This is a genomic window from Actinomycetota bacterium (assembly GCA_030774015.1).
GTDB lineage: Bacteria > Actinomycetota > UBA4738 > UBA4738 > JACQTL01 > JALYLZ01.
The window spans coordinates 1-22,926 of sequence record JALYLZ010000028.1 but is presented as its reverse complement, the minus strand read 5'-3'; the positions used below and the strand labels follow the sequence as shown (position 1 = coordinate 22,926).

The window sequence follows — 22,926 nt, the reverse complement described above, 5'->3', positions numbered from 1 at the left end:
CGGTCCAACCGGGGCCAAGGCCAAACCCGCCCTTAAGGTTTCCGGGGGCCCCGGCCGATCCAAGGGAGCGATGGAAGCCTCCGAGCTGCTGCGGCTCCTGGTGGAGATGGGTGCGAGCGACCTGCACTGCAAGGTCGGGTCGCCCCCGTTCTACCGGGTGGACGGCGAGCTCCGGCCGGCGGACTTCCCCCCGCTGACCTCGCGGGACACCGAGAGCATCGCTGCCGACCTCCTGCCGATGCGCAAGTCCGACGGCTTCGCGGAGACGGCCGAGGCTGACTTCGGCTACTCGCTGGCGGGCGTGGGCCGGTTCCGGATCAACGTGTTCCGCCAGCGCGGCGTGGTGGGCCTGGCCATCCGGCGGGTCCGCTCGGAGATCCCGTCGTTCGACGAGCTCCGGCTGCCGCCCGTGGTCCGGAGCCTGGCCGACCTTCACCGGGGGCTGGTGCTCATCACCGGGCCGGCCGGGACCGGGAAGACCACCACCATCGCCTCGATGATCGGGCACATCAACACGACCCGGCGGGCTCACATCGTGACCGTCGAGGATCCCATCGAGGTCGTGCACGAGGACGTGCTGTCCATCATCGACCAGCGCGAGGTGGGGATCGACACCATGTCGTTCGGCGCGGCGCTTCGCCACGTGGTCCGCCAGGACCCCGACGTCATCTTCATCGGAGAGATCCGCGACCCCGAGTCCGCGGCCACGGCGATCCAGGCCGCCGAGACCGGACACCTGGTCATCTCGACGCTGCACACGGTGGACGCCACCGAGACCGTGAACCGGATCATCGACCTGTTCCCGCCCGAGCAGCACCGCCAGGTCCGCGTGGCCTTCGCGGCCTCGCTCCGGGGTGTGGTGTCGCAGCGGCTGGTCTCCCGCGCCGACGGACGGGGACGGGTGCCCGCCGTGGAGGTGTTGGTGGCGACGGGCCGGGTGCAGGAGCGGATCATGGAGCCCACCACCACCATCGAGATCGCCGACGTCATGGCGGAGGGCGAGTTCTACGGGATGCAGACCTTCGACCAGGCCCTGGTCCGGCTGGTCCTGGAGGAACTGGTGACCGAGGCGGACGCGCGCGAGGCGGCGTCCAACCCCCACGACTTCACGCTGGTGCTGAAAGGCGCTCGGTACCGGGCGCCGGCATCCGCCTAGAAGTCCCACGAGGGAGACCGCCCCGTTCTTCGTGCCGGTACCATGGCCTTCGTGCCCTACGACGAGGAACTGGCCGACCGCATCCGCGAGCTCCTGTCCGGCGAGACGGGCGTGGCCGAGCAGAAGATGTTCGGCGGCCTGGCCTTCTCGATCGGAGGGAACATGGCGGTAGCGGCCAGCGGCCAGGGCGGGATCCTGGTGCGCTCTCGGCCCGGTTAGTCCGAGTCGGCGAGAGCCACCCAGCGTGGCTCGGGCAGGTCGAACGCAGCCTGCTCCCACGTCCGGCCGGCGTCCGTCGACACCCACACCGACCCGTCCGGCGCCGCGAACGCCGCCTCCTCGCCACGTGCGTCGAGCCAGCCGGAGTCGATGTTCCCCTCGAACCATTCCGGGAGGCCGCCCCGGCATCGTTCGAACGCCGTGTCCCCGCGCTGGTCGACGGGTCTTCTGTAGACGGCGGCCTGGGCCCGGCCCCGGGGGCCGGTGGAGGCGGTCAGGAGCACCGTGTCCCCGGCCAGCGCGACCGCCCGCGAGTAGCCCGCGTGAAGGCCGTCCGTGACGAACTCCCAGATGTCGCCTCCGTCGCGGCTCACGGCAAAGCCCCAGGCCGTCGCGGCGAGGACGTTGCCGGGATGATCCGGGCGGGCCAGGACCTGGTGGACGTCGGCATCGACCTCGATGGTCGGTGTCCACGACTCGCCGCCGTCGCGCGAGACGGGGATCCCGCCGACGTGCACGTTCGCGTAGATGGCGCGGTCCGGGCCGGCCGACATCGTCCGGACGTCGGGCGGGCCGCCCCAGGGCGTGTACCAGGCGTCCCGGCCTTCCACCCGGTCGAAGGACGCGACCGGTTCCGCTGCTCCGTCGTCGATGCGGAACAGCCGAGCCTCCGCAGTTCCCGTCAGCAGCGTGCCGCCTTCGGTGGCCACCAGGCAGTTCCCGCGAAGCGCCGGGATCGCCGTGGCGCGCTCGGGCGTTCCCAGGACGTCTCGCCAAACCTCGTGGCCGTCGATGAGCGCCCACCAGGTTCCATCTGCTCGGGCCAGCGCGGCCACGGCGTGTCCTTCCAGGATCGCCCGCGGCCGTTCGCCGAGCACGCGCAGTCCGCCGGCGGTCCCGACCAGGATCTCGGTCACCGGGACAGACTAGCCGCCGCGCGGACCGCGGCCGAGCGGAGCGAGCGCTGGCCCCTATACTCGCCCCGGTTCCCACACGGAGGAGGGGTCATGGGCATCTTCAAGGACCTGCGCGAGGCCAAGAAGGCCGCCAAGGAGCTCCAGGGGCAGGCCGAGGAGCTCCAGCGGGAGTCGGGCGCGCCCACCGGGCTGAAAGGCGCCCTCGAGATGATGAAGCAGGCCCCGGGGATGATGGCCCAGGCCACACAGGCCCTCCACGACGTCCAGGCCCAGCAGGCCGAGGCGGCGCGCCTTCAGACGGAAGGGGTTCCGGCCACGGCCAAGCTGCTTGCCGTCCGGGACGCCGGCATGACCATGACCGGCATGGGAGCCGGCATGGACAGCCCCGTGGCGGATCTCGACCTCGAGGTCACCATCCCCGGATCGGACCCCTTCCGGACGACGGTCCGGGCGGCCGTGCCTCGCTTCCAGATGGCTCGCCTCGCCCCAGGGGCTCTTCTCCCGGTACGGATCGATCCGCTGGACCACTCCAAGCTCGTCGTGGACTGGAACGCGCCCGTCGTCTGACCCGCGCGACCGGGCCGGTCCACCCGAGCCGCCCGAGCTCGCCGTTTGGCATCCGCGTCCGGGCCGAGGCCGGGGGTACCATGGCCCGGTCATGGGCGACCCCCCTTCTCCTGGTGAGGAGCCCACTCCCCCCGTCCTCGAGGTCGATCCGCTCGTGCGCGAGCTGGGGGAGCGCTTTCGCGCGGCCGGGCACGAGCTGTACATGGTCGGCGGGGCGGTCCGGGACCGGTTCCTGGGGCGGCCGGGCGAGGCCGCCGAGGTCGACCTGGCCACGGACGCCCACCCCCAGGAGACCATCGCCCTGATCCGGGGCTGGGCCGACAGCCGGTACCTCCAGGGCGTCCGCTTCGGGACGGTCGGCGCCCGTAAGGGCGACCGCACGTTCGACATCACCACGTTCCGCGAGGAGGTCTATCCCGAGCAGGAACGCAAGCCCCTGGTCACTTTCGGCAGGGACATCCACACAGACCTGTCCCGGCGCGACTTCACCATCAACGCCATGGCGGTGCGGCTTCCCGAGGGGGAGTTCCTGGACCCGTTCGGTGGGCTGAAGGACCTCGCCGCGAAGACGCTCGACACGCCGCTCGACCCCGAGGTCGCGTTCTCGGACGACCCGCTGCGGATGCTGCGGGCGGCGCGGTTCGCCTCGACGCTGGGGATGACACCGGCGCCGCGCGTGATCGATGCCATGCAGCGCATGCGGGAGCGGTTGCGCATCGTCTCGGCGGAGCGGATCCAGGACGAGCTGAACAAGCTGCTCCTGGGCGAACAGCCGTCGCGGGGGCTGGAGCTGGTGGTGGCGACCGGCCTGGCCGAGGAGTTCCTGCCCGAGCTGCCGGAGCTGTCGCTGGAGCAGGATCCTGTGCACAAGCACAAGGACGTGCTGCGGCACACCTTCGCCGTGGTGGAGAACTGCGACCGGAACGACCTGGTGCTGCGGCTGGCGGCGCTCCTGCACGACATCGGCAAGCCGAAGACTCGCGCGTATACCGAGGAGGGCGTGCAGTTTCACCACCACGAGGTGGTCGGGGCCCGGATGGCCGAGGAGCGGCTGCGCGCGCTGCGGTATCCGAACCACGTCATCGAGGACGTGCGGAAGCTGGTGGAGATGCACCTGCGGTTCCACGGTTACGGCGGGGGGTGGAGCGACAGTGCCGTGCGCCGCTATGTCCGTGACGCGGGGCCGCTGCTGGACCGGCTGAACCAGCTGACCCGGGCCGACGTCACCACCCGGGACCCGTTCAAGGCTCGGAAGTTCCAGGCGCTTCAGGACGACCTGGAGCTCCGCATCGCCAAGCTGGCCGAGGAGGAGAACCTGGAGGCGCTCCGCCCGGCGCTCGACGGCAACGAGGTCATGGAGCACCTCGGCTTGAAGCCCGGGCCGCTGGTGGGCCAGGCCCTCGACTACCTCATGGAGATCCGCCTGGAACAGGGCCCCATCGACAAGGAAGAGGCGCTTCGCTTGCTCGACGAGTGGGCGAAGGAGCAGGGGTTGAGTGAGTAGGCCTCCGGCCCTCGGCGACGTGTCGCGGTAGCCTCGTCCGGAGTGGACTCCGTCGAGACCCGCGCACCCGAGTCGCCCTCGCGCGCCCGGGGGCCGCATCGTGGATTGTTCCGGAACCGCAACTTCCGGCTGTTCTTCATCGGTCAGATCGTGTCGAACTCGGGCACGTGGCTCCAGAACGTCGCCCAGGGCGTCCTGGTCCTTCGCCTGACCGGGCGGTCGTTCATGGTCGGGGTCACCAGCGCGGCGCTGTTCGTGCCTGTCCTGTTCCTGGCCCTTGTGGGCGGGCGCCTGGCCGACCGGTTCGACCGGCGGCGGCTGCTGATCGGCACGCAGGTCCTGGCGCTCGCGGCGACCGGCGTCCTGGCCCTGCTCACCGCGACGGGACACGTCACCGTGTGGGCCGTGATCGTCGTCGCGGCGCTGATCGGGGTCCAGTACGCGATCTCCATCCCCACCATGGGCGCGCTGCTGCCGCGCCTGGTGGAGCCGCAGCGGCTGGGCCAGGCGATCGGCATGAACTCGGTGACCTACAACCTGGCCCGCGTCATCGGGCCCGTGGTCGCCGCCGCCGCCATCGCCTGGCTGGGGTTCGCGTGGGCCTTCGGCCTGAACAGCCTGTCGTTCGTGGCCCTGATCGTGGCGCTGCTCCTGCTGCGCCTGCCTGCCGGGGGAAGACCCGAGCGGACCGGCGGCTCCATCCGCGAGGTGATGTCGATGGCGTGGCGGAGTCCGTCCCTGCGGATGATGCTGGCGGCGGTGGCCGCGGTGTCCATCGCCTCGGACCCGGTGGCGACGCTGGGGCCCGCGTTCGCCCGCCAGGTGTTCCATCGCCGCGGCGCCGACGCCGGGCTCATCGTGGCCGCGTTCGGGGTGGGCGCCATCCTGGCGGCGGTCCTGCTGGGGCGGTGGTTCCGGTCGCCCTCGCGGGAGCGGTTCCGCAGGGTGCCGCTCACGATGCTGTTGTTCGCCGCCGGCATGGCCGGCTTCGCGTGGATCCCCTCGTTCTGGCCGGCCCTCGTCCTGCTGGTGATCGGTGGGATCGGCTACCTGGCCTCCAGCACGACCTGGACCACCGCGCTCCAGGAAGAGGTCCCCGACCACATGCGCGGCCGCATCATGGGGCTGTGGACCATCGCCTTCCTGGGAACCCGCCCGCTGGCTGCCCTGGTCGACGGCAGCGTCGCCGACCTGGCCGGCCCCAGGTGGGCAGTACTGGTGGTGCTCATCCCGCTTCTTGTCGTCGCGGCGATCGCCCCGCGCCGGCTGCGGTCAGGATCCGCTCGAGTCGAGGGGGCCGATCCGGTAGAGCACCCCGCGCCGCGGTGAGCTGAGCGCCCACAGGCTCCCATCCCCGATGGCGATGTCCCTCGGGTCACGAACCGCGATTCGCTGGACGATCTGGCCGGTCGTGGGATCGATTCGGACCACTCCTTCGGGATAGCGGTGGATGGCCTTGGCGGTGACCGTGACGAATCGTCCGGTGGTGGCCCACACACCGTCGGCGCTCACCGCGACCGCGGTGGCCCCAAGAAGATCGATCGACTTCGTGACTGCTCCCGTGCGCGAATCGATCCTGATCAGATGGTCGTCAGCGGTGATGGCATTGGAATGCGCGATCCATAGCCCGCCATCGCTCACGGCGAAGTCGAAGCTGGTCCCTTCCGAGAAAAGGGGGAGTTGGTGGACGAACACGGCGACCACCCGAGAGGTCATAGGATCGATCTTCTCCACCGACCCCTTGCCGTCCAGGACCCACAGGTAGCCCTCCCCGGCGACCAGGCTCCACGGGACGATTGCGGCGCGCTGCGCGGAGGTCAAAGACCGGATGGCCGCCATGAGTTCGGGGTCCGCAGCCTCGGGGCCGCCGGTCGCGACCGTCTCTGATCGGACCTGGAGCCGCGCCAGGCGCCGCCGACGCCTCCGCCACGAGATGGCGAGATTGGCCGCCACCCGTTGCACCCAGGCACCCGGGCCGGTCGAGCTTCGACACCGACCTCCATCGCTCGAAAGCTCGCGCGAACGCTTCCTGGGCCACGTCGGCCGCCTCTTCTCTGTCGCTGGTTATCAGGTAGGCGCCCCGGAGGACCGCCGCGTACTCCTCACGGCAGAGCTGCTCGAAGGCCTCTCGTCGATCGTCCCGCACGCTTCCCCCTACCGACGCCTGGGTGCGCCAATTCGCTTAGCCGGGCAATCGACCGCTAGCGCCCTCGAGGGGTTCCTGCGGGAGGCTACGGCAGCAGCACGGTGACCTCGACGGCCTTGAACGAGGCCCAGACGTCGACGCCTTCAGTGAGGCCCAGGCGCGTGACCGAGCCGGGGGTGACCTCGGCGACCAGCGGGGGGGCCGACGCCACCCGGATGCGGGCCCGGTCGGCCTCGATCGACACCGACGTGACCTTCCCGTGCATCACGTTTCGGGCGGAGCCCTCCGGCCTCGAGCGGTACAGCGAGACGTCGGAGGGCCGCAGCAGAGCCAGGACGCCGTCGGCTCCTGCCTCCCCGGCCTCCCCGGCCTCTTCGGCATCCGGCGGCCAGGCCACGACGATGTCGCCGTCGGCGGTCTCGATCCGCCCAGCGCCGTCCTCCAGCCGGACCAGCCTGCCGGCGAACAGGTTCAGCCCCACCAGCTCCGCGGCGTAGGGCGTCCGCGGCGCGGCCCGGATCTCCTCCGGCGTCCCGGTCTGGGTGACCCGGCCGTCCTCCAGCAGCACCAGCTCGTCGGCCAGGGTCATGGCCTCCACCGGGTCGTGCGTCACCAGGACCCGGACCCCGTCGAACCCGGCCAGCGTGGTCCGGACGAGCGTGCGGATCTCGGCCCTGGCCCTGACGTCGAGCGACGACAGCGGCTCGTCCAGCAGCATCAGCCGAGGTTGGTGCACGAGCGCACGGGCCAGGGCTACCCGCTGGGCCTCGCCGCCGGAGAGCTCGCCCGGCCGAGCCCGCGAACGATGCCCCACGCCGAGCCGGTCCAGCAGCGCTTGCGCCGAACGACGGGCCTCCGCTCGCTGCACCCCCCGGGCCCGCAGCGGGAAGGCCACGTTCTCCAGCGCGGACAGGTGCGGGAACAGCAGCAAGTCCTGGAACACCACCCCCACCGGCCGGGCCTGCGCCGGCACGCGCGTGCCGGTCCGCGAGTCCTCCAGGGTGGCTCCGTCCAGCTCGATCCGGCCCTCTTGCAACGGCTCCAACCCGGCCAGGGCGGACACGAACGTGGACTTCCCGGCGCCGTTCGGTCCGAGCAGCGCCACCGTTCGCCCCCCCGGCACGCGGAGCGACGCGTCCAGCAGGAACCCGTCCCCGCGGCGGACCCGGACGTCGGCCTGGAGGCTCACCGGCCCAGGAGCCGTCCGCCGAAGACCACCAGCACCACCAGCGAGATCCCCAGCATCACGACGGACACCATGATCGCGGCGTCGGGATCGGTCTGGAGCGACTGGAACACCGCCAGCGGCAGGGTCTGCGTGGTCCCGCGGAAGTTCCCGGCGAAGGTGACGGTGGCGCCGAACTCACCCAGGGCCCTGGCCCACACCAGACCCACCCCGGCCACGAGGTGCGGGCGCAGCAGCGGCAGCGTGACGCGGCGGAACGTGTACCAGCGGGAGGCGCCCAGGGTCCGTGCGGCGTCCTCCAGCCGGACGTTCAGGGACCGAAGGCCGGCCTCCAACGCCAGCACCAGCAGCGGCGCCGAGACGAACGCCGCGGCCACCGCCGCCCCCGCGGTCGTGAAGGGAAGCGACACACCGACGTGGGCCAGCAATCGCCCCAGGAACCCGAATCGGCCCAGGACGGCCAGGAGGGCCACCCCGGCCACCACCGGGGGCAGCACCACCGGCAGCACGATGACGGCGCGGACCATGCGGCGGGCGGGCAGCTGGACCCGGGCCAACGCCCACGCCGCCGGGAACCCCACGGCCAGCGACAGCAGGGTCGCGCCGATCGTCACCTTCAGGGAGACCGCGACGGCGGTCCACGCTCCGGCCTCGGTCAGCTTCGATCCGGCGTGGGACCACGGCGCGCGGACGGCCAGACCGACTACCGGCACCAGCACGAAGGCCACCGCCGGCAGCGCCAGCAGGATGGCCCAGGAACGCCTCGAAGATGCGGCCGCAGCCACGGGCTCAGGCCGGGAGGAAGCCGGCGCTCCGCAGGACCATCTGGCCGGGTCCGAGCGCGTACCGGACGAACTGCTTCGCCAGGGGCCCCACGCGACTCCCGTCGACCACGCCGATCGCGTACGCGGCCACCACGTTCACGTCGTCCGGGATCGGGATGGCGGTGACCTTTCCGGCGACGTCGGGCGTGACGTCGGTGATATAGACGATGCCGGCGTCGGCGTCCCCCGACTCCACCTTCTGGAGCACCCCTTTCACGTCGACCTCGTTCGAGACCACGTTGGCCAGGGCTTTCCCGACGATCCCCGCATTCGCCAGGATCTCCCTCCCGTAGTCCCCCGCGGGAACTCCCTCCGCCGCCAGGACCAGTTTCACGCCCGGCCGGGCCAGGTCGCTCAGCGATGCGATATGTCCTGGGTTCGACGCCGGCACCACCACCACCAGGCGGTTGCGCGCGAAGTCGGACCGGTCCGCGACGCCCGGACTCTGGGCCACTGCGTCCATCCATTTCTCGCTGGCAGAGGCGAACACGTCGCCCGGCGCCCCCCCCTGGATCTGGGTGGCCAGCCCGTCCGATGGGCCGAAGCTGAACCGCACCGTCACGCCCGGATGTAGCTTCTCGAAGTTCCTCCCCATGGTCTGGAATGCTTCCGTCAGGGAGGCCGCCGCCAGGACCGTGAGGCGGTCGTTGCTGGAGGCTCCCGAGCAGGCCGGAACCAGGACGAGCGAGCACAGGAGGACGGCGAGGAGCCGCCTCACTCGGGGACCTCGACGATGACGTTGGTGGCCTTGACCGTGGCGATGGCCCGCATCCCCGGCTTCAGGCCCATCTCGTCGACCGATTCGCGGGTGATGAGCGCCAGGATCCGGTGCGGCCCGGCCAGGATCTCCACGGTCGCCGCCACCTTGTCCTTCTTCACCGCCGTGACCACGCCCGGGAAGTGGTTGCGGGCCGACGCGGCCAGGATCGGCACCGGCCGCTCCCGCCGCGACGCGAGCAGCCTGGCCACCTCCGACGCCGGGATCAGCCGCTGCCGGCCGGCGGTCCGGCGGCTGGAGATCTTCCCCGACCGCTCCCACCGCCGAAGCGTCTCGACCCGCACGCCGAGCACCGCGGCCGCCTCCCCGATCCGATACGCGTCATCCACGAAGGTCAGAGCATAGAGCTTTTCCGGCCATTCTCGCCAGAGAAACAGCGCATCATGTCCCGGAAAGCTGGCGTCGTCAGACGTTGAAGCGGACGTGGAGGATGTCGCCCTCTCGGACGAGGTAATCCTTGCCCTCGACCCGGAGGAGGCCTCGGGACTTCGCCTGGTTCCAGCTGCCGGCGGCCACCAGGTCGTCGTAGCTCACCACCTCGGCCCGGATGAACCCGCGGGACAGGTCGGTGTGGATGGCGCCGGCCGCATCCTGCGCCGTGGCCCCGCGCCGGACCTCCCAGGCCCGCGTCTCGTCCTCGCCGGTGGTCAGGAACGTGATCAGATCGAGCGCTCCGTAGCAGGCCGCAATGACCCGATCGAGACCGGGCTCCTCCACGCCGAACTCGACGAGCAACGCGCGGGCCTCGTCCTCGGGCATCCCGGCCGTCTCGGCCTCGATCGACGCCCACACCCCGACCGCGCCATCCGGGAGTCCCTCCGGGAGCTCCAACCCCTCCTCCAGGTTCACCACCGGGACCCACGGCTTCAGGGTCAGCGGAGCCAGCGCGCGGAGGTGCTGGCGCGCGTCGTCGTCCCACTCGACGCCGGACAATGGCCGCTCCTCCGAGAGCGCGGCGGCGGCTCGTTCCAGGACCGGAACCTCCGGCCCACCGGACCGTCCGGCTCGGGACCGCCTGGTGGCGTTTCCGAGTGCGCTCTCCACCACGGCCATGTCGGCCAGGAGCAGCTCGGCCCGAAGCCGCTCCAGCTCGCCGGCCGGATCGGCGTCGGGGCCGAACCCGCGAAGCACCAGCGAGAGCGCATCGCATTCGCGGAGGGCCGCGATACCCTGCGCGGTCAGGCCGCCCGGGACGTCCACGAACCGGACCTGCGCGTGGACGACCTTCCGGGACCGCTCCAGATCGGCCAGCACGGCCAGGCGGGGATCGGGGACTGGAACCACGGCCTGGCTCGACCGCCCACCCGCCGCCCCGACCCGGGTCAGCGCGGTGAACAGAGTCGACTTCCCCGCGTAGGGGAGCCCGGCCAGGCCGACGTCCTTCATCGGCCGGCGAGCCTAGCAGCGCGCCATCGACGCGGACCAACCGGAACCCTCAACGGCCCTTCCGGGCCACCGACCAGGCGGCGTACCATGCCCTCGTGAACGGCGATCCCGGCGATGATGGGCGGGAGCATCTCCACGTGGTCCACGACGTCCACGACGACGAGCCTCCCCGTCCCGGTTGGTGGAATGCCCTGATGCTGGGCCTGAACGTCGTGGCGATCGCCTTCGTGGGGTGGGTGGGCTACGAGCGCACGGGGCTGCGTGGAGCCATCTTCCTGGTGGTGGTGGGAGTGGCCGTGACCTACGGGTTCCGCCACGCCGCGGACGCGGCCAGCCGGGTGGCGCGACGGGCGCGCAAGCCCCGGGCATGACCGTGGGCCGGGGTCTTGCCCCCCGGCCCACGCAAAACGCCCAAACGGAAACGGCGAACGCCGCTAGGACTTCTTGGTCTCCGAGAAGATCTTGTCGATCTCGCCGATGAGGTCGAGGAGCTGTTGGCCCTGGGCGGGGTCGGTGGACTTCTTCGCGTTCCCCGCCTCCTTGGTGGCGTTCCAAAACAGCTCGTGCAGCTGCGGATACGTCTCCACGTGCTCCGGCTTGAAGTAGTCGGTCCACAGCACCCACAGGTGGTGCTTCACCAGGTCGGCCCGCTCCTCCTTGATCACCAGGCAGCGCGCCTTGAAGTCCTCGACGGTCTCGGAGGGCTTCTTCTGGTTCTCGGCGTCGCCGTACTTGTCCTGGATCTTCTGCACCGACTCGGCCTCGATCCGGGCCTGCGCGGGGTCGTAGACGCCGCAGGGGAGATCACAGTGGGCGTGGACGACGCGGGATGGTTTGAGGAAAGCTCTCACCAGGTTGAGCATCTCCGCTCCTTTCGGTCGGGACACCAAGACCAGGACAACGTATCACCACTCGCGAACGGGCCGCTTCGGCCTCGCCGCGGCCGTCGGGACGTCGCTCGCCGTGGCCGCTCTGTTGTGGCGGTGGCGGCCGTTTCGGGTCGAGATCGAGGGGACGAGCATGGCCCCCTCGCTCCGGGCCGGGGACTGGGCGGTGGCCACCAGGGCCCGCCGGGTGGCCATGGGACAGGTCGTGGTGGTGGCCCACCCGCTGCGTCCTGGCCTGGAGCTCGTCAAGCGGGTGCTGGGTGGGCCGGGCGACCCGGCGCTTCCCGGCGGCCGGCCGCTCGGGCCCGACGAGTGGTTCGTGGTCGGTGACAACCACGAGAGTTCCACGGACAGCCGGTCGTTCGGGCCGGTGTCGAGGACGGCCATCGTGGGCCGGGTCCGGTTCGTGTACTGGCCGCCCCGGGGGGCCGGGCCCATCCGGACGCATGCCACGGGGACCTCGATCGCGCGCCCCGGCCGGTAGGATGGATGCCTGATGGTGTGGGTCCTGCTCCTGCTGCTCATCGCCGCCGTCGCCGGCATCCTCGGCGCGGTCATCAAGGTCACGCTGATCATCGTGGTGTCCGTGGTGCTGGCCGTCGCGCTGCTGGTGGGAGGGAGCTTCTACTACCTGCGGTGGCGCGTCCGGAAGCTCCTGCGGCAGTCCGAGCGGCCGCGGGGCGGGCGCGGCTACCCCACCCAGGGCACCAAGCGCCCGGACGCCGGGCCCGAGCTCCCCCGCTAGGTGGGCTTCGAGGTCCGGGCCATCGAGCCCGTTGAGCTCGACGACTACATCCGGACCGCGTTCGTGGCCTTCGGCGCGCACCCGACCGAATCGGACATCGAGGCCCACCGCATCCAGTTCGAGCCGGGCCGCAGCCTGGCCGCGTTCGACGGCCCCACCATGGTGGGCATCGGCGCGGCGTATCGGTTCCAGCTGACCGTGCCGGGAGCGGTGATCCCCACTGCCCACGTCACCACGATCGGCGTCATTCCGACCCACCGCCGCCGCGGTGTCATGACCGAGCTGATGCGTCCGCTCTTGGACGACGCGCACGAGCGAAGCGAGGCCGTGTCGACGCTGGGTGCCTCCGAGGGCGGGATCTACGGTCGGTTCGGGTTCGGGATCGGCACGCTGGATTGCCGCATCGACCTCGAGCGGCGCCATGCGACGTTCGCCCGCCCGTTCGAGCCCGCCGGCGCCGTGCGGCTGGTGAGCCGGGCGGAGGCGCTCGACGTATTCGGTCCGATCTACGAGCGAGCGCTGCCCTCCCGGCCGGGCATGATGAGCCGCCCCAAGGGCTGGTGGGAGGCGCGGTTTTACGACCCCGAGCACGAACGGGAGGGTTTCGGGGCGCTGTTCTTCGCGGTGCACGACTCGTGGGACGGCTCCGACGGCTACGTGGCGTATCGCATCCGAGGCGATTGGCCGGAGGAGACGCCGGCCGGCGTGCTCGCGGTCGATGAGCTTGTCGCGGCCACGGACGACGCCTATCGGGACCTGTGGCGATTCTGCCTGGGGGTGGACCTTGTGGCCAGGATCCAGGGCCACGGGCGTCCTCCCGACGAGCCGCTGTTCCACATGCTGGAGGATCCCCGCCGGTTGCGCCTGACGGTCGGAGACGGCCTGTGGTTCCGGCTGGTGGATGTGCCGACGGCCCTGGCGTCGCGGATGTACGCGGCGGCCGGTCGGGTGACCTTCGAGGTTCGCGACCCGGTGTGTCCGTGGAACGATGGCCGCTACGTCCTCGAAGGCGGGCCTGGCATCGCCACCTGCGAGCAGACCTCGGAGGAACCCGACCTGGTGCTCTCCGCGGCCGACCTCGGCGCGGCATACCTGGGCGGGATCTCGCTCCGGACGCTCGGCTCGGCGGGCCGGGTGGAGGAGCGCACCGACGGTGCGCTGGCCAGGGCGAGCGCCATGTTCGCTTGGGACCCGGCGCCGTGGTGCCCGCACGTGTTCTGAGGAACTTCCGGGAACCTCTATCCAGGCAAGGCCACTCGCTCGATCGTGTGGTCTGCGGAAAAAACCCAGCCCGATCCATAGCCGACGGCGAGCAGCGCACCGGGAAGATGGAACGGGCCGGAGAGCCGATTGTCCCCTGCGTCGATCCGGTAGACGTCGTCGCGCCGGGGCGGACCTACCAGCACCCACGCCGAGTCCTGATCTGCCGCCCGCAGGAAAACGTGCTGGCCGACGTGGATCGTTGCGATGACCCGTGCGCTGACGGGATCGATGCGGACGACGGTGCCTCCGCCGCCACTGGACAGCTCGTAAGGGTTGCCCGGGTCTCCCGTGCGTCGCAGGTCGTTCCCAGCCGCCCAGAGGGTACCGCCGAACGCTGTCACGCCAGCCTGGACGGGATGGCGCCCGTCGACGATGGGGATCTTCTCCACGACCCTGTTCGTGGCGGGATCGATTACCCGTACGCCGAGGGCGCCGGCGCTCATCCAGACTCGGTTCTCGGCGACGGCGACGTCTCCTGTCTCACCCCGGATCCGGATGTACGCAGCCACGGAGTCGTTTGGAGGATCGATACGAGCGACCGCCCCCCGACCCGTCGTTACCCACACCCCGCCTGCGCCGGTTGCCAGGTCGTACGGCAGGAAGTCGTGGGCACCGGGGCAATGTTCACACACCGCGAACGGCAGTCGCAACGGGATGATCGCCACCTCCCTGTTCGTCGCCGGGTCGATCCTCGAAACAGTGTCTCGCCAGAAGTCGATGACCCACACGCCACCTTCGCCCGTTGCGACAGCCTGCCCCCACCCGATACGGACGGACGCGATGATCCGCTCGCTCCATGACGGTCAGGCCGGAAGCTCGCGGTCCAGGCGCCACTGCTCGCCGTCCTCGGGCCGGGACACCTCGATCCGGGAGCCGTCCGGCAGCCGAAGCTGGAAGCACAGCAGCCGCGCGCCCGCCCGCTCCTCGCGCCAGGCCCGCTCCACCTCCACGGGTTCCTCGACCCCCGCCATCACCACCGAGCGCGGCTGCTCGTCGGCGCGAGCGCCAGCGTACGAGCGGACCTCCAGCGAGGTGCTTCGGCGGACCCACCGCGGCAGCACGGGCGCGTACGCCACCATGATCGCGCCGGCCACCGCGATGTCGAGCCCGACGGTTGAGCTCCGTACCACGGCGATGGCGATGAGCGCCGCCACCACCCGGGCCATGTTCTGCGCCACGTCGTAGACGGCGAACACCCGTCCCCGGAACGCGTCGGGGATGGCCTGCTGGACCATCGTGTCGATGGGGATCTTCTTCCAGGCGAACCCCAGCCCCAGGAAGAAGCTCGCCACCACCACCGAGATCCTGGTGATGAACCCCGACAGCGCGAGCAGCGGGATGCCCGAGACCAGGAACGCCACCGCCACCATGGCCGGCTTCCGCAGGCGCGACTCCAGCCAACCGACGGTGGCCATGCCGGCGAACCCGCCCACCGCCGACGCGCCGATCAGGAACGAGAACGAGCCGACGCCCTCCCGGAACCGGTCCCGAAACACCACGAACGAGATCACCAGGATCAGGCCCTGGAGGAACTGGTCCACGGTATAGGAGGTGATGGGGCCGAGAGCCCGCGGAGTGTTCCACAGGCGGCGGGTCCCGTCGCGAAGCTCCCCGGCCACCCGGGCCAGCTCCCGGCGCAGGGCCGCCTCCGGGCGCCGCGCCGCGGACAGGTTCGTTCGGATGGTCGACGCGATGAGGGACGCCAGCCCCCACAGCAAGACCGTGAGCGCGATGGTGGGGGGTGCGCCGAACGCGTCCGTCATCAGGCCGCCCGCGGCGACGCCCACGATCGTCGCCAGCGTCCCGCCCACGCTGTTCAACGAGTTCGCCACCAGCAGGTCCTCGAACACCACCAGCTTGGGGGTGACGGTGCCCGCGGTGACCAGGAAGAAGCGGTTCGCCGAGAGCACGATGAGCGCGCCGGCGTAGAAAGGGACGGCGGCGCCGGCTCCGGGGAGCAGCAGCAGCGCGGCGGCGGCCCGCAGCAGTGGCGTCACGACCAGGATGCGGCGACGCCGCCACCGGTCGATGAACACGCCGGCGAACGGTCCCAGCACGGAGTAGGGGACGACGAGGACGGCGGTGGCCCTGGCGAACCCGACGGTAGTGCTCTGCTTCTCCGGCGAGAACACCACCGCGGCCACGATGACGGCCTGGAACAGCCCGTCCCCCAGCTGGCTGGCGATCCGGGCCGCGAACAGCCGCCGGAAGTCGGACGAGCGCAGGGTTTCCCGCGCCCGCGCCGCCGACCCCTTCATCGCCCCCCCGGCTGCCGGCTCATCCGGCACTCTATAGTCGGGCCGTGCCGCTGTTCGAGCCTATCTTCGAGGCGCTGAACCGCAACGATATTCGCTACGTGGTCGTGGGAGGGGTGGCCGTCGTCCTCCATGGGCATGCCCGCCTGACCGCCGATCTCGACCTGGCGATCGACCTCTCCCCGCCGGCCGCGAGGAAGGCCATCGACACGCTCGTCGAGCTGGGGATGCGGCCCCGGGCGCCGGTGGATCCGTTCGAGTTCGCCGACGAGGAGACCCGGGCCAGATGGATGGCAGAGCAGGGGATGCAGGTGTTCTCGATGTGGGATCCGGCGAACCCGCTGCGCTCGGTGGACCTGTTCGCGGACAACCCGGTCGACTTCGAGGAGCTGTGGGGCCGGTCCGAGATGGTCCAGCTCGCGGGGACCACGGCTCGGGTGGCCTCCATCCCCGACCTCATCGCCCTGAAGCGGGTGGCCGGCCGTCCCGAGGATCTGCTGGACATCGAAGCGTTGGAGGCGATCATGGAGCGCCGTCAGGAGCACGATGGCTGAGCAGCACCAGGATCGCGGTGACTGGAGAGCGAGCTGGGAGGAGCACCGCCGCGTGCAGTGGACCCTGGGGCTCTCGGCCACACATGCCCAGCGCCTTGCCTGGCTCGAACAGATGATCGAACTCGCCCATCGCACCGGCGCCCTTCCCCGGAGGGCCCCCCGGTCGGGTCGTTGAGGTCCCGCGGCTGATCGATCCGGCGCTACGCCGGCTGGACGTCGAAGAACTCGCTCCAGTCGGCGGCCTTGGAGGCGCCGTTGCCGAGGATGAACTGCTCGACCATCTCTCGGGCCGCGTCGTCGGAGAACTGCACCGGCGGCGACTTCATGAAGTAGGCCGAGGGCCCGATGAGCGGGCCGGACACCCCGCGGTCCAGGGCCACCCGGGCGCACCGCACGGCGTCGATCACGATGCCGGCGGAGTTCGGGCTGTCCCACACCTCGAGCTTCAGCTCGACCGTCACCGGAACGTCGCCGAACTCGCGGCCCTCGATCCGGATGTGGGCCCACTTCCGGTCGGCCAGCCACGGCACGTGGTCCGACGGGCCGATGTGGACGTTGTCCTTGCCGATGTCCCGGCCGATCTGCGAGGTCACGGCCTGCGTCTTGGATTTCTTCTTCGAGACCAGGCGCTCCCGCTCCAGCATGTTGAGGAAGTCCATGTTGCCGCCGAAGTTGAGCTGCGAGGTGTGCTCGACGGGCACCCCTCGGTCCTCGAACAGCTTCGCCAGGACCCGGTGGATGATGGTGGCGCCGACCTGGCTCTTGATGTCGTCGCCCACGATGGGCAGTCCCGCGTCGGCGAACTTCTTCGCCCACTCACGGTCCGAGGCGATGAACACCGGGATGCAGTTCACGAACGCCGCGCCCGCGTGGATGGCGGCCTGCGCGTAGTACCGCGTGGCCTGCTCGCTGCCGACGGGGAGGTAGCTGACCACCACGTCGACCTCGGCCTCCCGCATGGCCGCGGCCACGTCGACCGGCGACGTGTCCGACTCCTCGATGATCTCCCGGTAGTACTTCCCGAGCCCGTCCAGGGTCGGACCGCGGAGGACTTCGACGCCGAGCGGCGGGACGTCCGCGAACCGGATGGTGTTGTTGGGCTCGGAGATGATGGCCTCGGAGACGTCCTTGCCCACCTTCTTGGCGTCCACGTCGAAGGCCGCGGCCACCTCCACGTCGGACACGTGGTAGTCGCCCACGGTCACGTGCATGAGCCCGGGGACGTCGGCGCCCCGCGGGGCGTCCTTGTAGAACTCCAGGCCCTGGACGAGGGCGGCGGAGCAGTTGCCCACCCCGACGATGGCCAGACGGATCTTCTTCACGTTGCACGCTCCTTCGTGGGGAAACTCGAGCTGGGTCGGCGCCGGCCCCCCTCCTTCGCCGTCCCGCCTGCCTGCACCTTCCGGCGCTCGCTCTTGATGAGGCCGTCCAGCCACGCGATGTCCTGCTCGGTGGCGTCGGCGCCGTGCTTCATCAGCGACTCCGTGTAGGCGTCGATGCGCTCGCGAGTCTTGGTGAGCGATGCCCGGATCGACGACAGCCGGTCCTCCAGGTAGGCCCGCCGTTTCTCCAGCAGGCGGAGCCGGGTGTCCGGCTTCAGGTACTTGAAGAAGGCCAGGCGGACCCGGAACCGGTTGTCCTCCCAGGACTCCTGCCCGGCCTCCTGGAGCAGGTCGTAGAAGAGCTTCTCGCCCTTCTCGGTGATGCGGTAGACGTTCTTGCGCCGCCCGACCTCCTCCTTGGCGAACACGGGCTCCACGGCGCCTTCACGCTCGAGGCGGCGCAGGGTCGGGTACAGCGAGCCGTAGGACACCTTCCAGAACCCTCCCAGGGTGTCGGCGAGGCGCTGGTTCAGCTGGTATCCATGCATCGACCGCTCCTTCAGCAGGCCGAGAATGGCGAGTTCGAGCACGTTCGTCCCTTCCGAATAGATCGACCCGATATATCGGGTCCATATATCGACTCGATATATACAGGGTACCCGGGGAGGTCGTCAACCATGGGCTCGGCTCGGCGTGTGCACCGCCCGCTGAGCGGCGGCTCGAGCCGGGATTGGTGCCCACCGGTGCCGTTTCCTACACTGGTCGGGCTCGCGGGAGCGATGACGGCTCGCGGGCGCCCACCGACACCTGGAGACACGAACATGCCTCGAGTCCTTCTCGTGGGGTGGGATGGCGCCGACTGGAGGATCCTCGACCCGCTCCTGGAGCAGGGCGCGCTGCCGAACCTGGCGGCGCTCATCGGCCGGGGCGCGAAGGGGGTCCTGCGTTCGACCATCCCCACCCATTCCTGGGCGGCCTGGCCGTCCTTCCTCACCGGGGTCGATCCGGCCGACCACGGGGTGTTCGACATCCTGGAGAGCGTGCCGGGAACGCACAAGCAGTACCCGGTGACCTACAAGTCCATCAAGGAGCGCACGTTCCTCCCCGACCTCTCGGCGGCCGGCCGGGAGATCCTGATGGTGAACGTGCCGCTGACGTTTCCTCCGCCGGAGATCAGGGGGCGGCTCATCGCGGGCGGGGTGCTGCCGAAGGGGCGGGCGTTCACGTACCCCTCGACGCTGGCTGACGATCTGGAGAAGGCCGGGACCCCGTGGCCCATCAACGGGATGTCGTGGACCACGTACCGGAACCGGCCGGACGCGTTCCTGGACGAGGTGAACACGGTGACCCGGGCCCGGATCAAGGCCATGGAGCGCCTCGCGGACTCGGACTGGGACCTCGGATGCTTCGTGTTCTTCGCCACGGACCGGGTCCAGCACTGCCTGTCCGAGTACCTCTCGCCCGACCACCCGGACTACGCGACGCGCTCGAAGGAGAAGGTGGCGGAGCGGGTCCGGGACGTGTACCGGATGCTCGACGAGGCCCTGGGGTCGCTGCTGTCCCGGACCCGCCACGACGACCTGGTGATGTTCATCTCCGACCACGGGTTCCAGTCCTGCACCCGGGCGGTGCACATGGACCAACTCCTGCGGCATCTCGGGTATCTCCAGTTCTCGGCCAGCCAGGCGGTGTTCGGGCCCATGCAGTGGGGGTGGGCCCGGAACGTGGCGCGGAAGGTGTACGACATGCTGGGCCTGCACGGGAAGGTGTCGCTGCCCCAATCGGTGAACTGGGCGAAGACGCGGGCGTACACGTCGATCCGGTCCACCGGTGAAGGGGTGTCGGTGAACCTGGCCGGACGCGAGGTCGACGGGATCGTGCCGGCCGAGGACTACGAGCGGGTCCGCGACGAGCTGGCCGAGAGGATCGCGTCGTTCAAGGATCCGGACACGGGCCGCTCGCCGGTGAAGCGGGTGTGGCGGCGCGAGGAGGTCTTCAAGGGGAAGTTCCTGGACCGGGCGCCGGACCTGCTGTTCGAGCCGGCCGAGCTGTACAGCCTCACCCACGCCAAGGCCATGGTGGAGAGGGCGGACTGGGTGTCGGGCGACCACCGGATGGAGGGCGTGATCGTGGCGGCCGGTCCGAACGTGGCGGCCGATGCGTTCGCCGAATCGCCCAACCTGGTCGACGTGGCGCCGACGGTGCTGGCCGCGCTGGACGCTCCGGCGTCGGTGGCCCACACCGGCCGGGTGCTCACCTCCGTGCTGGGAGCGGAGGCCGCGGTGCGGGCCGGCGATGCGTCGGCGGCCGCCACCGAGGACGGGGGCCAGGCCGTGGGCGACCTGGAGGCCGAGGAGATGGAGGAGCACCTCCGCGGCCTGGGCTACCTGGAATAGCGTGGGGCGCACGGGCGAGCGGCCGGTGAAGCGCCGCGGCGGATTTCGCACGGCGCTGGAGTCCGTGCTCCCCCGCGGCCAGTTCGCCGACCAGCGCGACATCCTGGGCGGCGCCGGCCAGAACGTGATCGGCCTGGGGGCCGGCGTCCTGGCCACCTTCGCCACCCAGGTGGTCATGACGCGGTCGCTCGGCGCGGCGGTCTTCGGCGTGGTCACCGTGGCCACGCAGTTCGCGTTCATCGCGTCGACGGCGACCCGGTTCGGCATGGACGTGGCCAACGTGCGGCTGGTGGCCATCCTGGTGGGCCGGGGCGAGCTGGGGCGGGTCCGGCCGCTGGTGCGGAAGTCGGCGGTGATCGCGACCGTGGTCTCGCTGGCGCTGGGCGTGGCGGTGTTCCTGCTGGCCGGGCCTCTGGCCCGGGTGTTCGTGTCCTCGCGGCTGCGCCATCAGGGGACGCTGGCGTTCTGGGCCGCGGCCCTTGCCATCCCCTTCGCCGCGGTGACCTGGGCCTATCTGGGGGGAACCCGGGGCCTGAAGATCATGCGGCACACGCTGTACATCTTCTGGATCGGCCAGCCGGTGGGATGGATCGTCATCGCCCTCGCCGGGTGGTTCGTGGCCAAGAACGCCGGCATCACCACGCTGGCCTACGCCCTGTCGTGGGCGGCGGCGTGCTTCTTCGCCTGGCGGGCCTGGGAGCGGGAGACCCGCGGGTTCGACGCCCGCACCGACGGCGGCGGGATTCCGGAGGAGCACACCGGTGCCCTCATGCGGTTCGGGCTGCTGCGCGCGCCGGCCACGCTGTTCTCGCAGATGCTCTTCTGGACCGACCTGTTCGTCCTGGCGAACTACCGCCCGTCCCATGAGGTCGGGGTCTACGCCGCCACCGTTCGGACCGGCCAGTCGCTGCTGCTGTTCCTGACCTCGCTGTCGCTGGTGTTCAGCCCGTTCGTGGCCGACCTGCACCACCGGGGCGAGCACGAGAAGCTGAACCAGCTCTACAAGAACGTGACCCGGTGGGGCCTGGCCACCACCATGCCGATCCTGCTGGCGCTGGCGATCCTGCCAGGGACCATCATGCGCGTGTACGGCCCGGACTTCGTTGCCGGGAAGTCGGCCCTCGAGATCCTGATCATCGGGCTGATCGTGCCGGTGGTGGTGGGAACGGTCGGGTTCATCCTCATCATGGTGGGGCGGACCGGCTGGGACCTGCTGGTCTACGCGCTGTCGTTCGTGCTGGCGGTGGGCGTGGCGGTGTGGCTGGCGCCGTCGATGGGGATGAAGGGTGCGGCCATCGCGGAGGCCGTGACGCTGACGACGTCCGCCGTGGCGCGGCTGCTCCTCGTCCACCACTTCGTGAAGATCTGGCCGTTCGACCGGCACTTCCTGCGGCTGGTGCCGCCGGCCGTGGCGGGCGGGCTGGCCATGTGGGGGATGCACCTGGCGCTGGCCGGGCCGAAGTGGCTGATCGACCTGGGCGGGTCGATCCTGGTGGGGACGATCGTGTACGGGGTGGTCCTGGTGGCGGTCGGGCTCAAGCCGGGCGAGCGGCGGGCCGTCTTCTCGCTGGCCGGCCGGGCGCTGAGCCGGACGTAGTCTCTGCGTCTCTGCGTCTCTGCGTCTCTGCGTCTCTGCGTCGGGCCGGCCTCGCGCCGTTACGCGGCTACCGTCGGCGCTGTCCCACGGGTTCGCCGCCGCCCGGCGGGACCGGAGGCGGGGGTGCGGAGATCAGGGCCGTCTTCGACACCTGGCTGCCGGCGGGACCGAACTCCGGCGAGCGCTCGGTTGCGGGTTCCAGCTCCTCGGCCCGCTGCCGCAGGGCCAGGTTCTCCTGGTTGAGCGAGGCGTTCTGGGATTCCAGGAGGCGGGATCGCGCCGCCAGTTGCTCCACCCGACGCTCGAGCTCCTGCCGATCGGGTTGCCAGCCGGTGCCTTGGGCGCGCCGGCGTCCACGCCGCCGGGCCAGGAGAGCCAGGCCCACGGCGACCAGGATCACGACCGCGGCGCCCAGGATCGCGCCCGCCACGGCCAGCTCGCGGATGGAGAGATGCATGGTCTGGCCGAACACGGCGACGCCGTGGGCCGGACCGGAGCCGTTCTCCACGACGACGTCGACGAGAACACCGGCGGCGGCCAGGCCGAGCAGGAGCGCGACGATCGCGAGGATGCCCATCACCGAACCTCCCCCATTCACGTGTCAGGCAGACCCTTCCCAGGTGAGGGCGGGCGAAACGGGGGTCGGATCAGGCGGTGCGGCGCTGCGGTTCGGGGGTGGCCTCACCAAGCGCGACAGGAGCGCTGGTGGCCGCCGGACGGTGGGGGGTGCGGATGGTGGCGGCGCCCAGCAGCATCAGCGGGGCCAGCTCGTAGAGGCCCACGCCGAACATCGACGCGACCACGGCCGTGGCTACCAGGGCATCCGCGATGGCGAGGGCCCACAGGCGGCCCGGCCGGAGGAGCGCCGCCAGCCCGCCCACGGCTCCGAGCACGACGGTCATCCCCGTGAGGGGGTTTCAGGACGAAACCGGCGACGGTCGGTTGATCAAGGTGGTCGCCCGGCGACTCTCCCTAAGTACCTCTCCGCATAAGTACACTCGCGTAAGTTGTGCGTGATACGGTATGGTCTCGCGGGCCCCGGAGGGGTCGTCGCCATGCCCAGGAAGAGTCCGTACGTGGTTGAGCTGACCGCGAATGAGCGGAGCGTGCTGGAGGTGCGGGCCCGGAAGTATACGTTGCCGTATCGAGAGGTCTTCCGGGCCCAGATCGTCCTGCTGGCGGCTCAGGGACTGGACAACGACGAGATCGCCGCCCGCCTGAACA

The 22,926-nt window shown here is 70.7% G+C and carries 25 protein-coding genes and 1 pseudogene; 12 read left to right on the top strand and 14 right to left on the bottom strand.

Annotation, left to right across the window (positions count from 1 at the left end):
- The first annotated feature begins 70 nt into the window (after positions 1–70).
- Entirely contained in the window at positions 71–1,156 is a 1,086-nt protein-coding gene (locus tag M3Q23_02345) for a type IV pilus twitching motility protein PilT (protein MDP9340952.1), read from the top strand.
- A gap of 51 nt (positions 1,157–1,207) precedes the next feature.
- Positions 1,208–1,360 (top strand): annotated as a pseudogene (locus tag M3Q23_02340) (TfoX/Sxy family protein).
- Between the two features lie 11 nt (positions 1,361–1,371).
- Here the strand turns inward: M3Q23_02340 and M3Q23_02335 are convergent.
- Positions 1,372–2,292, bottom strand: a complete 921-nt coding sequence (locus M3Q23_02335; GenBank protein MDP9340951.1) for a glycoside hydrolase — start codon at positions 2,290–2,292, stop codon at positions 1,372–1,374.
- A 90-nt stretch (positions 2,293–2,382) separates the two neighbouring features.
- Between M3Q23_02335 and M3Q23_02330 the strand changes: the two genes are divergently transcribed.
- The 3 genes from M3Q23_02330 to M3Q23_02320 all read left to right on the top strand — a co-directional run bounded on the left by M3Q23_02330 (position 2,383) and on the right by M3Q23_02320 (position 5,692).
- Positions 2,383–2,859 carry a hypothetical protein gene (locus tag M3Q23_02330; GenBank protein MDP9340950.1) on the top strand — a complete coding sequence of 159 codons (477 nt, stop codon included), beginning with the start codon at positions 2,383–2,385 and terminating at the stop codon, positions 2,857–2,859.
- Between the two features lie 91 nt (positions 2,860–2,950).
- On the top strand, positions 2,951–4,363 hold the full coding sequence (locus M3Q23_02325) for a CCA tRNA nucleotidyltransferase (GenBank protein MDP9340949.1): 1,413 nt from the start codon (positions 2,951–2,953) through the stop codon (positions 4,361–4,363).
- Positions 4,364–4,405: 42 nt separating this feature from the next.
- A complete protein-coding gene (locus tag M3Q23_02320) occupies positions 4,406–5,692 on the top strand; it encodes an MFS transporter (GenBank protein MDP9340948.1) in 1,287 nt (428 codons plus the stop codon).
- Here M3Q23_02320 and M3Q23_02315 read toward each other — a convergent pair.
- The 6 genes from M3Q23_02315 to M3Q23_02290 all read right to left on the bottom strand — a co-directional run bounded on the left by M3Q23_02315 (position 5,636) and on the right by M3Q23_02290 (position 10,683).
- Entirely contained in the window at positions 5,636–6,316 is a 681-nt protein-coding gene (locus tag M3Q23_02315) for a hypothetical protein (protein ID MDP9340947.1), read from the bottom strand. The genes M3Q23_02320 and M3Q23_02315 overlap by 57 nt on opposite strands.
- A 278-nt stretch (positions 6,317–6,594) precedes the next feature.
- A complete protein-coding gene (locus M3Q23_02310; protein ID MDP9340946.1) occupies positions 6,595–7,698 on the bottom strand; it encodes an ABC transporter ATP-binding protein in 1,104 nt (367 codons plus the stop codon).
- Entirely contained in the window at positions 7,695–8,480 is a 786-nt protein-coding gene (locus M3Q23_02305) for an ABC transporter permease (protein ID MDP9340945.1), read from the bottom strand. The genes M3Q23_02310 and M3Q23_02305 overlap by 4 nt, the downstream gene beginning before the upstream one ends.
- A 4-nt stretch (positions 8,481–8,484) precedes the next feature.
- Positions 8,485–9,237, bottom strand: coding sequence for a molybdate ABC transporter substrate-binding protein (gene modA / locus M3Q23_02300; GenBank protein ID MDP9340944.1), 753 nt, complete (start codon positions 9,235–9,237; stop codon positions 8,485–8,487).
- Positions 9,234–9,626 (bottom strand): TOBE domain-containing protein, encoded by a 393-nt coding sequence (locus tag M3Q23_02295; GenBank protein MDP9340943.1) that lies wholly within the window; start codon positions 9,624–9,626, stop codon positions 9,234–9,236. Before M3Q23_02295 ends, modA begins: the two co-directional genes overlap by 4 nt.
- 76 nt (positions 9,627–9,702) lie before the next feature.
- The gene (locus tag M3Q23_02290) at positions 9,703–10,683 is read right to left on the bottom strand and encodes a DUF933 domain-containing protein (GenBank protein ID MDP9340942.1); all 981 of its coding nucleotides are present in this window, start codon (positions 10,681–10,683) and stop codon (positions 9,703–9,705) included.
- A gap of 95 nt (positions 10,684–10,778) precedes the next feature.
- Here M3Q23_02290 and M3Q23_02285 point away from each other — a divergent pair, with 95 nt between their 5' ends.
- Entirely contained in the window at positions 10,779–11,054 is a 276-nt protein-coding gene (locus tag M3Q23_02285; GenBank protein MDP9340941.1) for a hypothetical protein, read from the top strand.
- Between the two features lie 63 nt (positions 11,055–11,117).
- Here M3Q23_02285 and sodN read toward each other — a convergent pair whose 3' ends face one another.
- Positions 11,118–11,546 (bottom strand): superoxide dismutase, Ni, encoded by a 429-nt coding sequence (sodN, locus tag M3Q23_02280; GenBank protein ID MDP9340940.1) that lies wholly within the window; start codon positions 11,544–11,546, stop codon positions 11,118–11,120.
- Between sodN and M3Q23_02275 the strand changes: the two genes are divergently transcribed.
- The 3 genes from M3Q23_02275 to M3Q23_02265 are packed head-to-tail and all read left to right on the top strand — an operon-like array spanning position 11,539 to position 13,536.
- Positions 11,539–12,054: a S26 family signal peptidase gene (locus M3Q23_02275; GenBank protein ID MDP9340939.1), complete on the top strand. Its 516-nt coding sequence runs from the start codon at positions 11,539–11,541 to the stop codon at positions 12,052–12,054. The genes sodN and M3Q23_02275 overlap by 8 nt on opposite strands.
- Positions 12,055–12,066: 12 nt before the next feature.
- The gene (locus tag M3Q23_02270; GenBank protein ID MDP9340938.1) at positions 12,067–12,315 is read left to right on the top strand and encodes a hypothetical protein; all 249 of its coding nucleotides are present in this window, start codon (positions 12,067–12,069) and stop codon (positions 12,313–12,315) included.
- Positions 12,316–13,536: a GNAT family N-acetyltransferase gene (locus M3Q23_02265; GenBank protein MDP9340937.1), complete on the top strand. Its 1,221-nt coding sequence runs from the start codon at positions 12,316–12,318 to the stop codon at positions 13,534–13,536.
- Positions 13,537–13,553: 17 nt separating this feature from the next.
- Here the strand turns inward: M3Q23_02265 and M3Q23_02260 are convergent, their stop codons facing one another.
- Positions 13,554–14,306 carry a hypothetical protein gene (locus M3Q23_02260; protein MDP9340936.1) on the bottom strand — a complete coding sequence of 251 codons (753 nt, stop codon included), beginning with the start codon at positions 14,304–14,306 and terminating at the stop codon, positions 13,554–13,556.
- A gap of 75 nt (positions 14,307–14,381) precedes the next feature.
- Positions 14,382–15,836 (bottom strand): MFS transporter, encoded by a 1,455-nt coding sequence (locus tag M3Q23_02255; protein ID MDP9340935.1) that lies wholly within the window; start codon positions 15,834–15,836, stop codon positions 14,382–14,384.
- A gap of 44 nt (positions 15,837–15,880) precedes the next feature.
- Here M3Q23_02255 and M3Q23_02250 point away from each other — a divergent pair, with 44 nt between their 5' ends.
- Complete coding sequence (locus M3Q23_02250; protein ID MDP9340934.1) at positions 15,881–16,387, top strand: hypothetical protein; 507 nt, start codon at positions 15,881–15,883, stop codon at positions 16,385–16,387.
- 200 nt (positions 16,388–16,587) lie between these two features.
- Here the strand turns inward: M3Q23_02250 and M3Q23_02245 are convergent, their stop codons facing one another.
- Positions 16,588–17,709, bottom strand: a complete 1,122-nt coding sequence (locus M3Q23_02245; protein MDP9340933.1) for an inositol-3-phosphate synthase — start codon at positions 17,707–17,709, stop codon at positions 16,588–16,590.
- Complete coding sequence (locus M3Q23_02240) at positions 17,706–18,299, bottom strand: PadR family transcriptional regulator (protein ID MDP9340932.1); 594 nt, start codon at positions 18,297–18,299, stop codon at positions 17,706–17,708. Before M3Q23_02240 ends, M3Q23_02245 begins: the two co-directional genes overlap by 4 nt.
- Positions 18,300–18,530: 231 nt before the next feature.
- On the opposite strand from M3Q23_02240, the gene M3Q23_02235 reads away from it, so the two are divergent.
- Together M3Q23_02235 and M3Q23_02230 are read left to right on the top strand one after the other, a co-directional pair.
- Positions 18,531–20,105 carry an alkaline phosphatase family protein gene (locus tag M3Q23_02235; protein ID MDP9340931.1) on the top strand — a complete coding sequence of 525 codons (1,575 nt, stop codon included), beginning with the start codon at positions 18,531–18,533 and terminating at the stop codon, positions 20,103–20,105.
- A gap of 1 nt (position 20,106) precedes the next feature.
- Positions 20,107–21,702, top strand: a complete 1,596-nt coding sequence (locus tag M3Q23_02230; GenBank protein ID MDP9340930.1) for an MATE family efflux transporter — start codon at positions 20,107–20,109, stop codon at positions 21,700–21,702.
- A gap of 67 nt (positions 21,703–21,769) precedes the next feature.
- On the opposite strand, the gene M3Q23_02225 is transcribed toward M3Q23_02230, so the two are convergent.
- Positions 21,770–22,279: a hypothetical protein gene (locus M3Q23_02225; GenBank protein ID MDP9340929.1), complete on the bottom strand. Its 510-nt coding sequence runs from the start codon at positions 22,277–22,279 to the stop codon at positions 21,770–21,772.
- Between the two features lie 70 nt (positions 22,280–22,349).
- Entirely contained in the window at positions 22,350–22,604 is a 255-nt protein-coding gene (locus tag M3Q23_02220) for a hypothetical protein (protein MDP9340928.1), read from the bottom strand.
- Positions 22,605–22,926 lie beyond the last annotated feature (322 nt).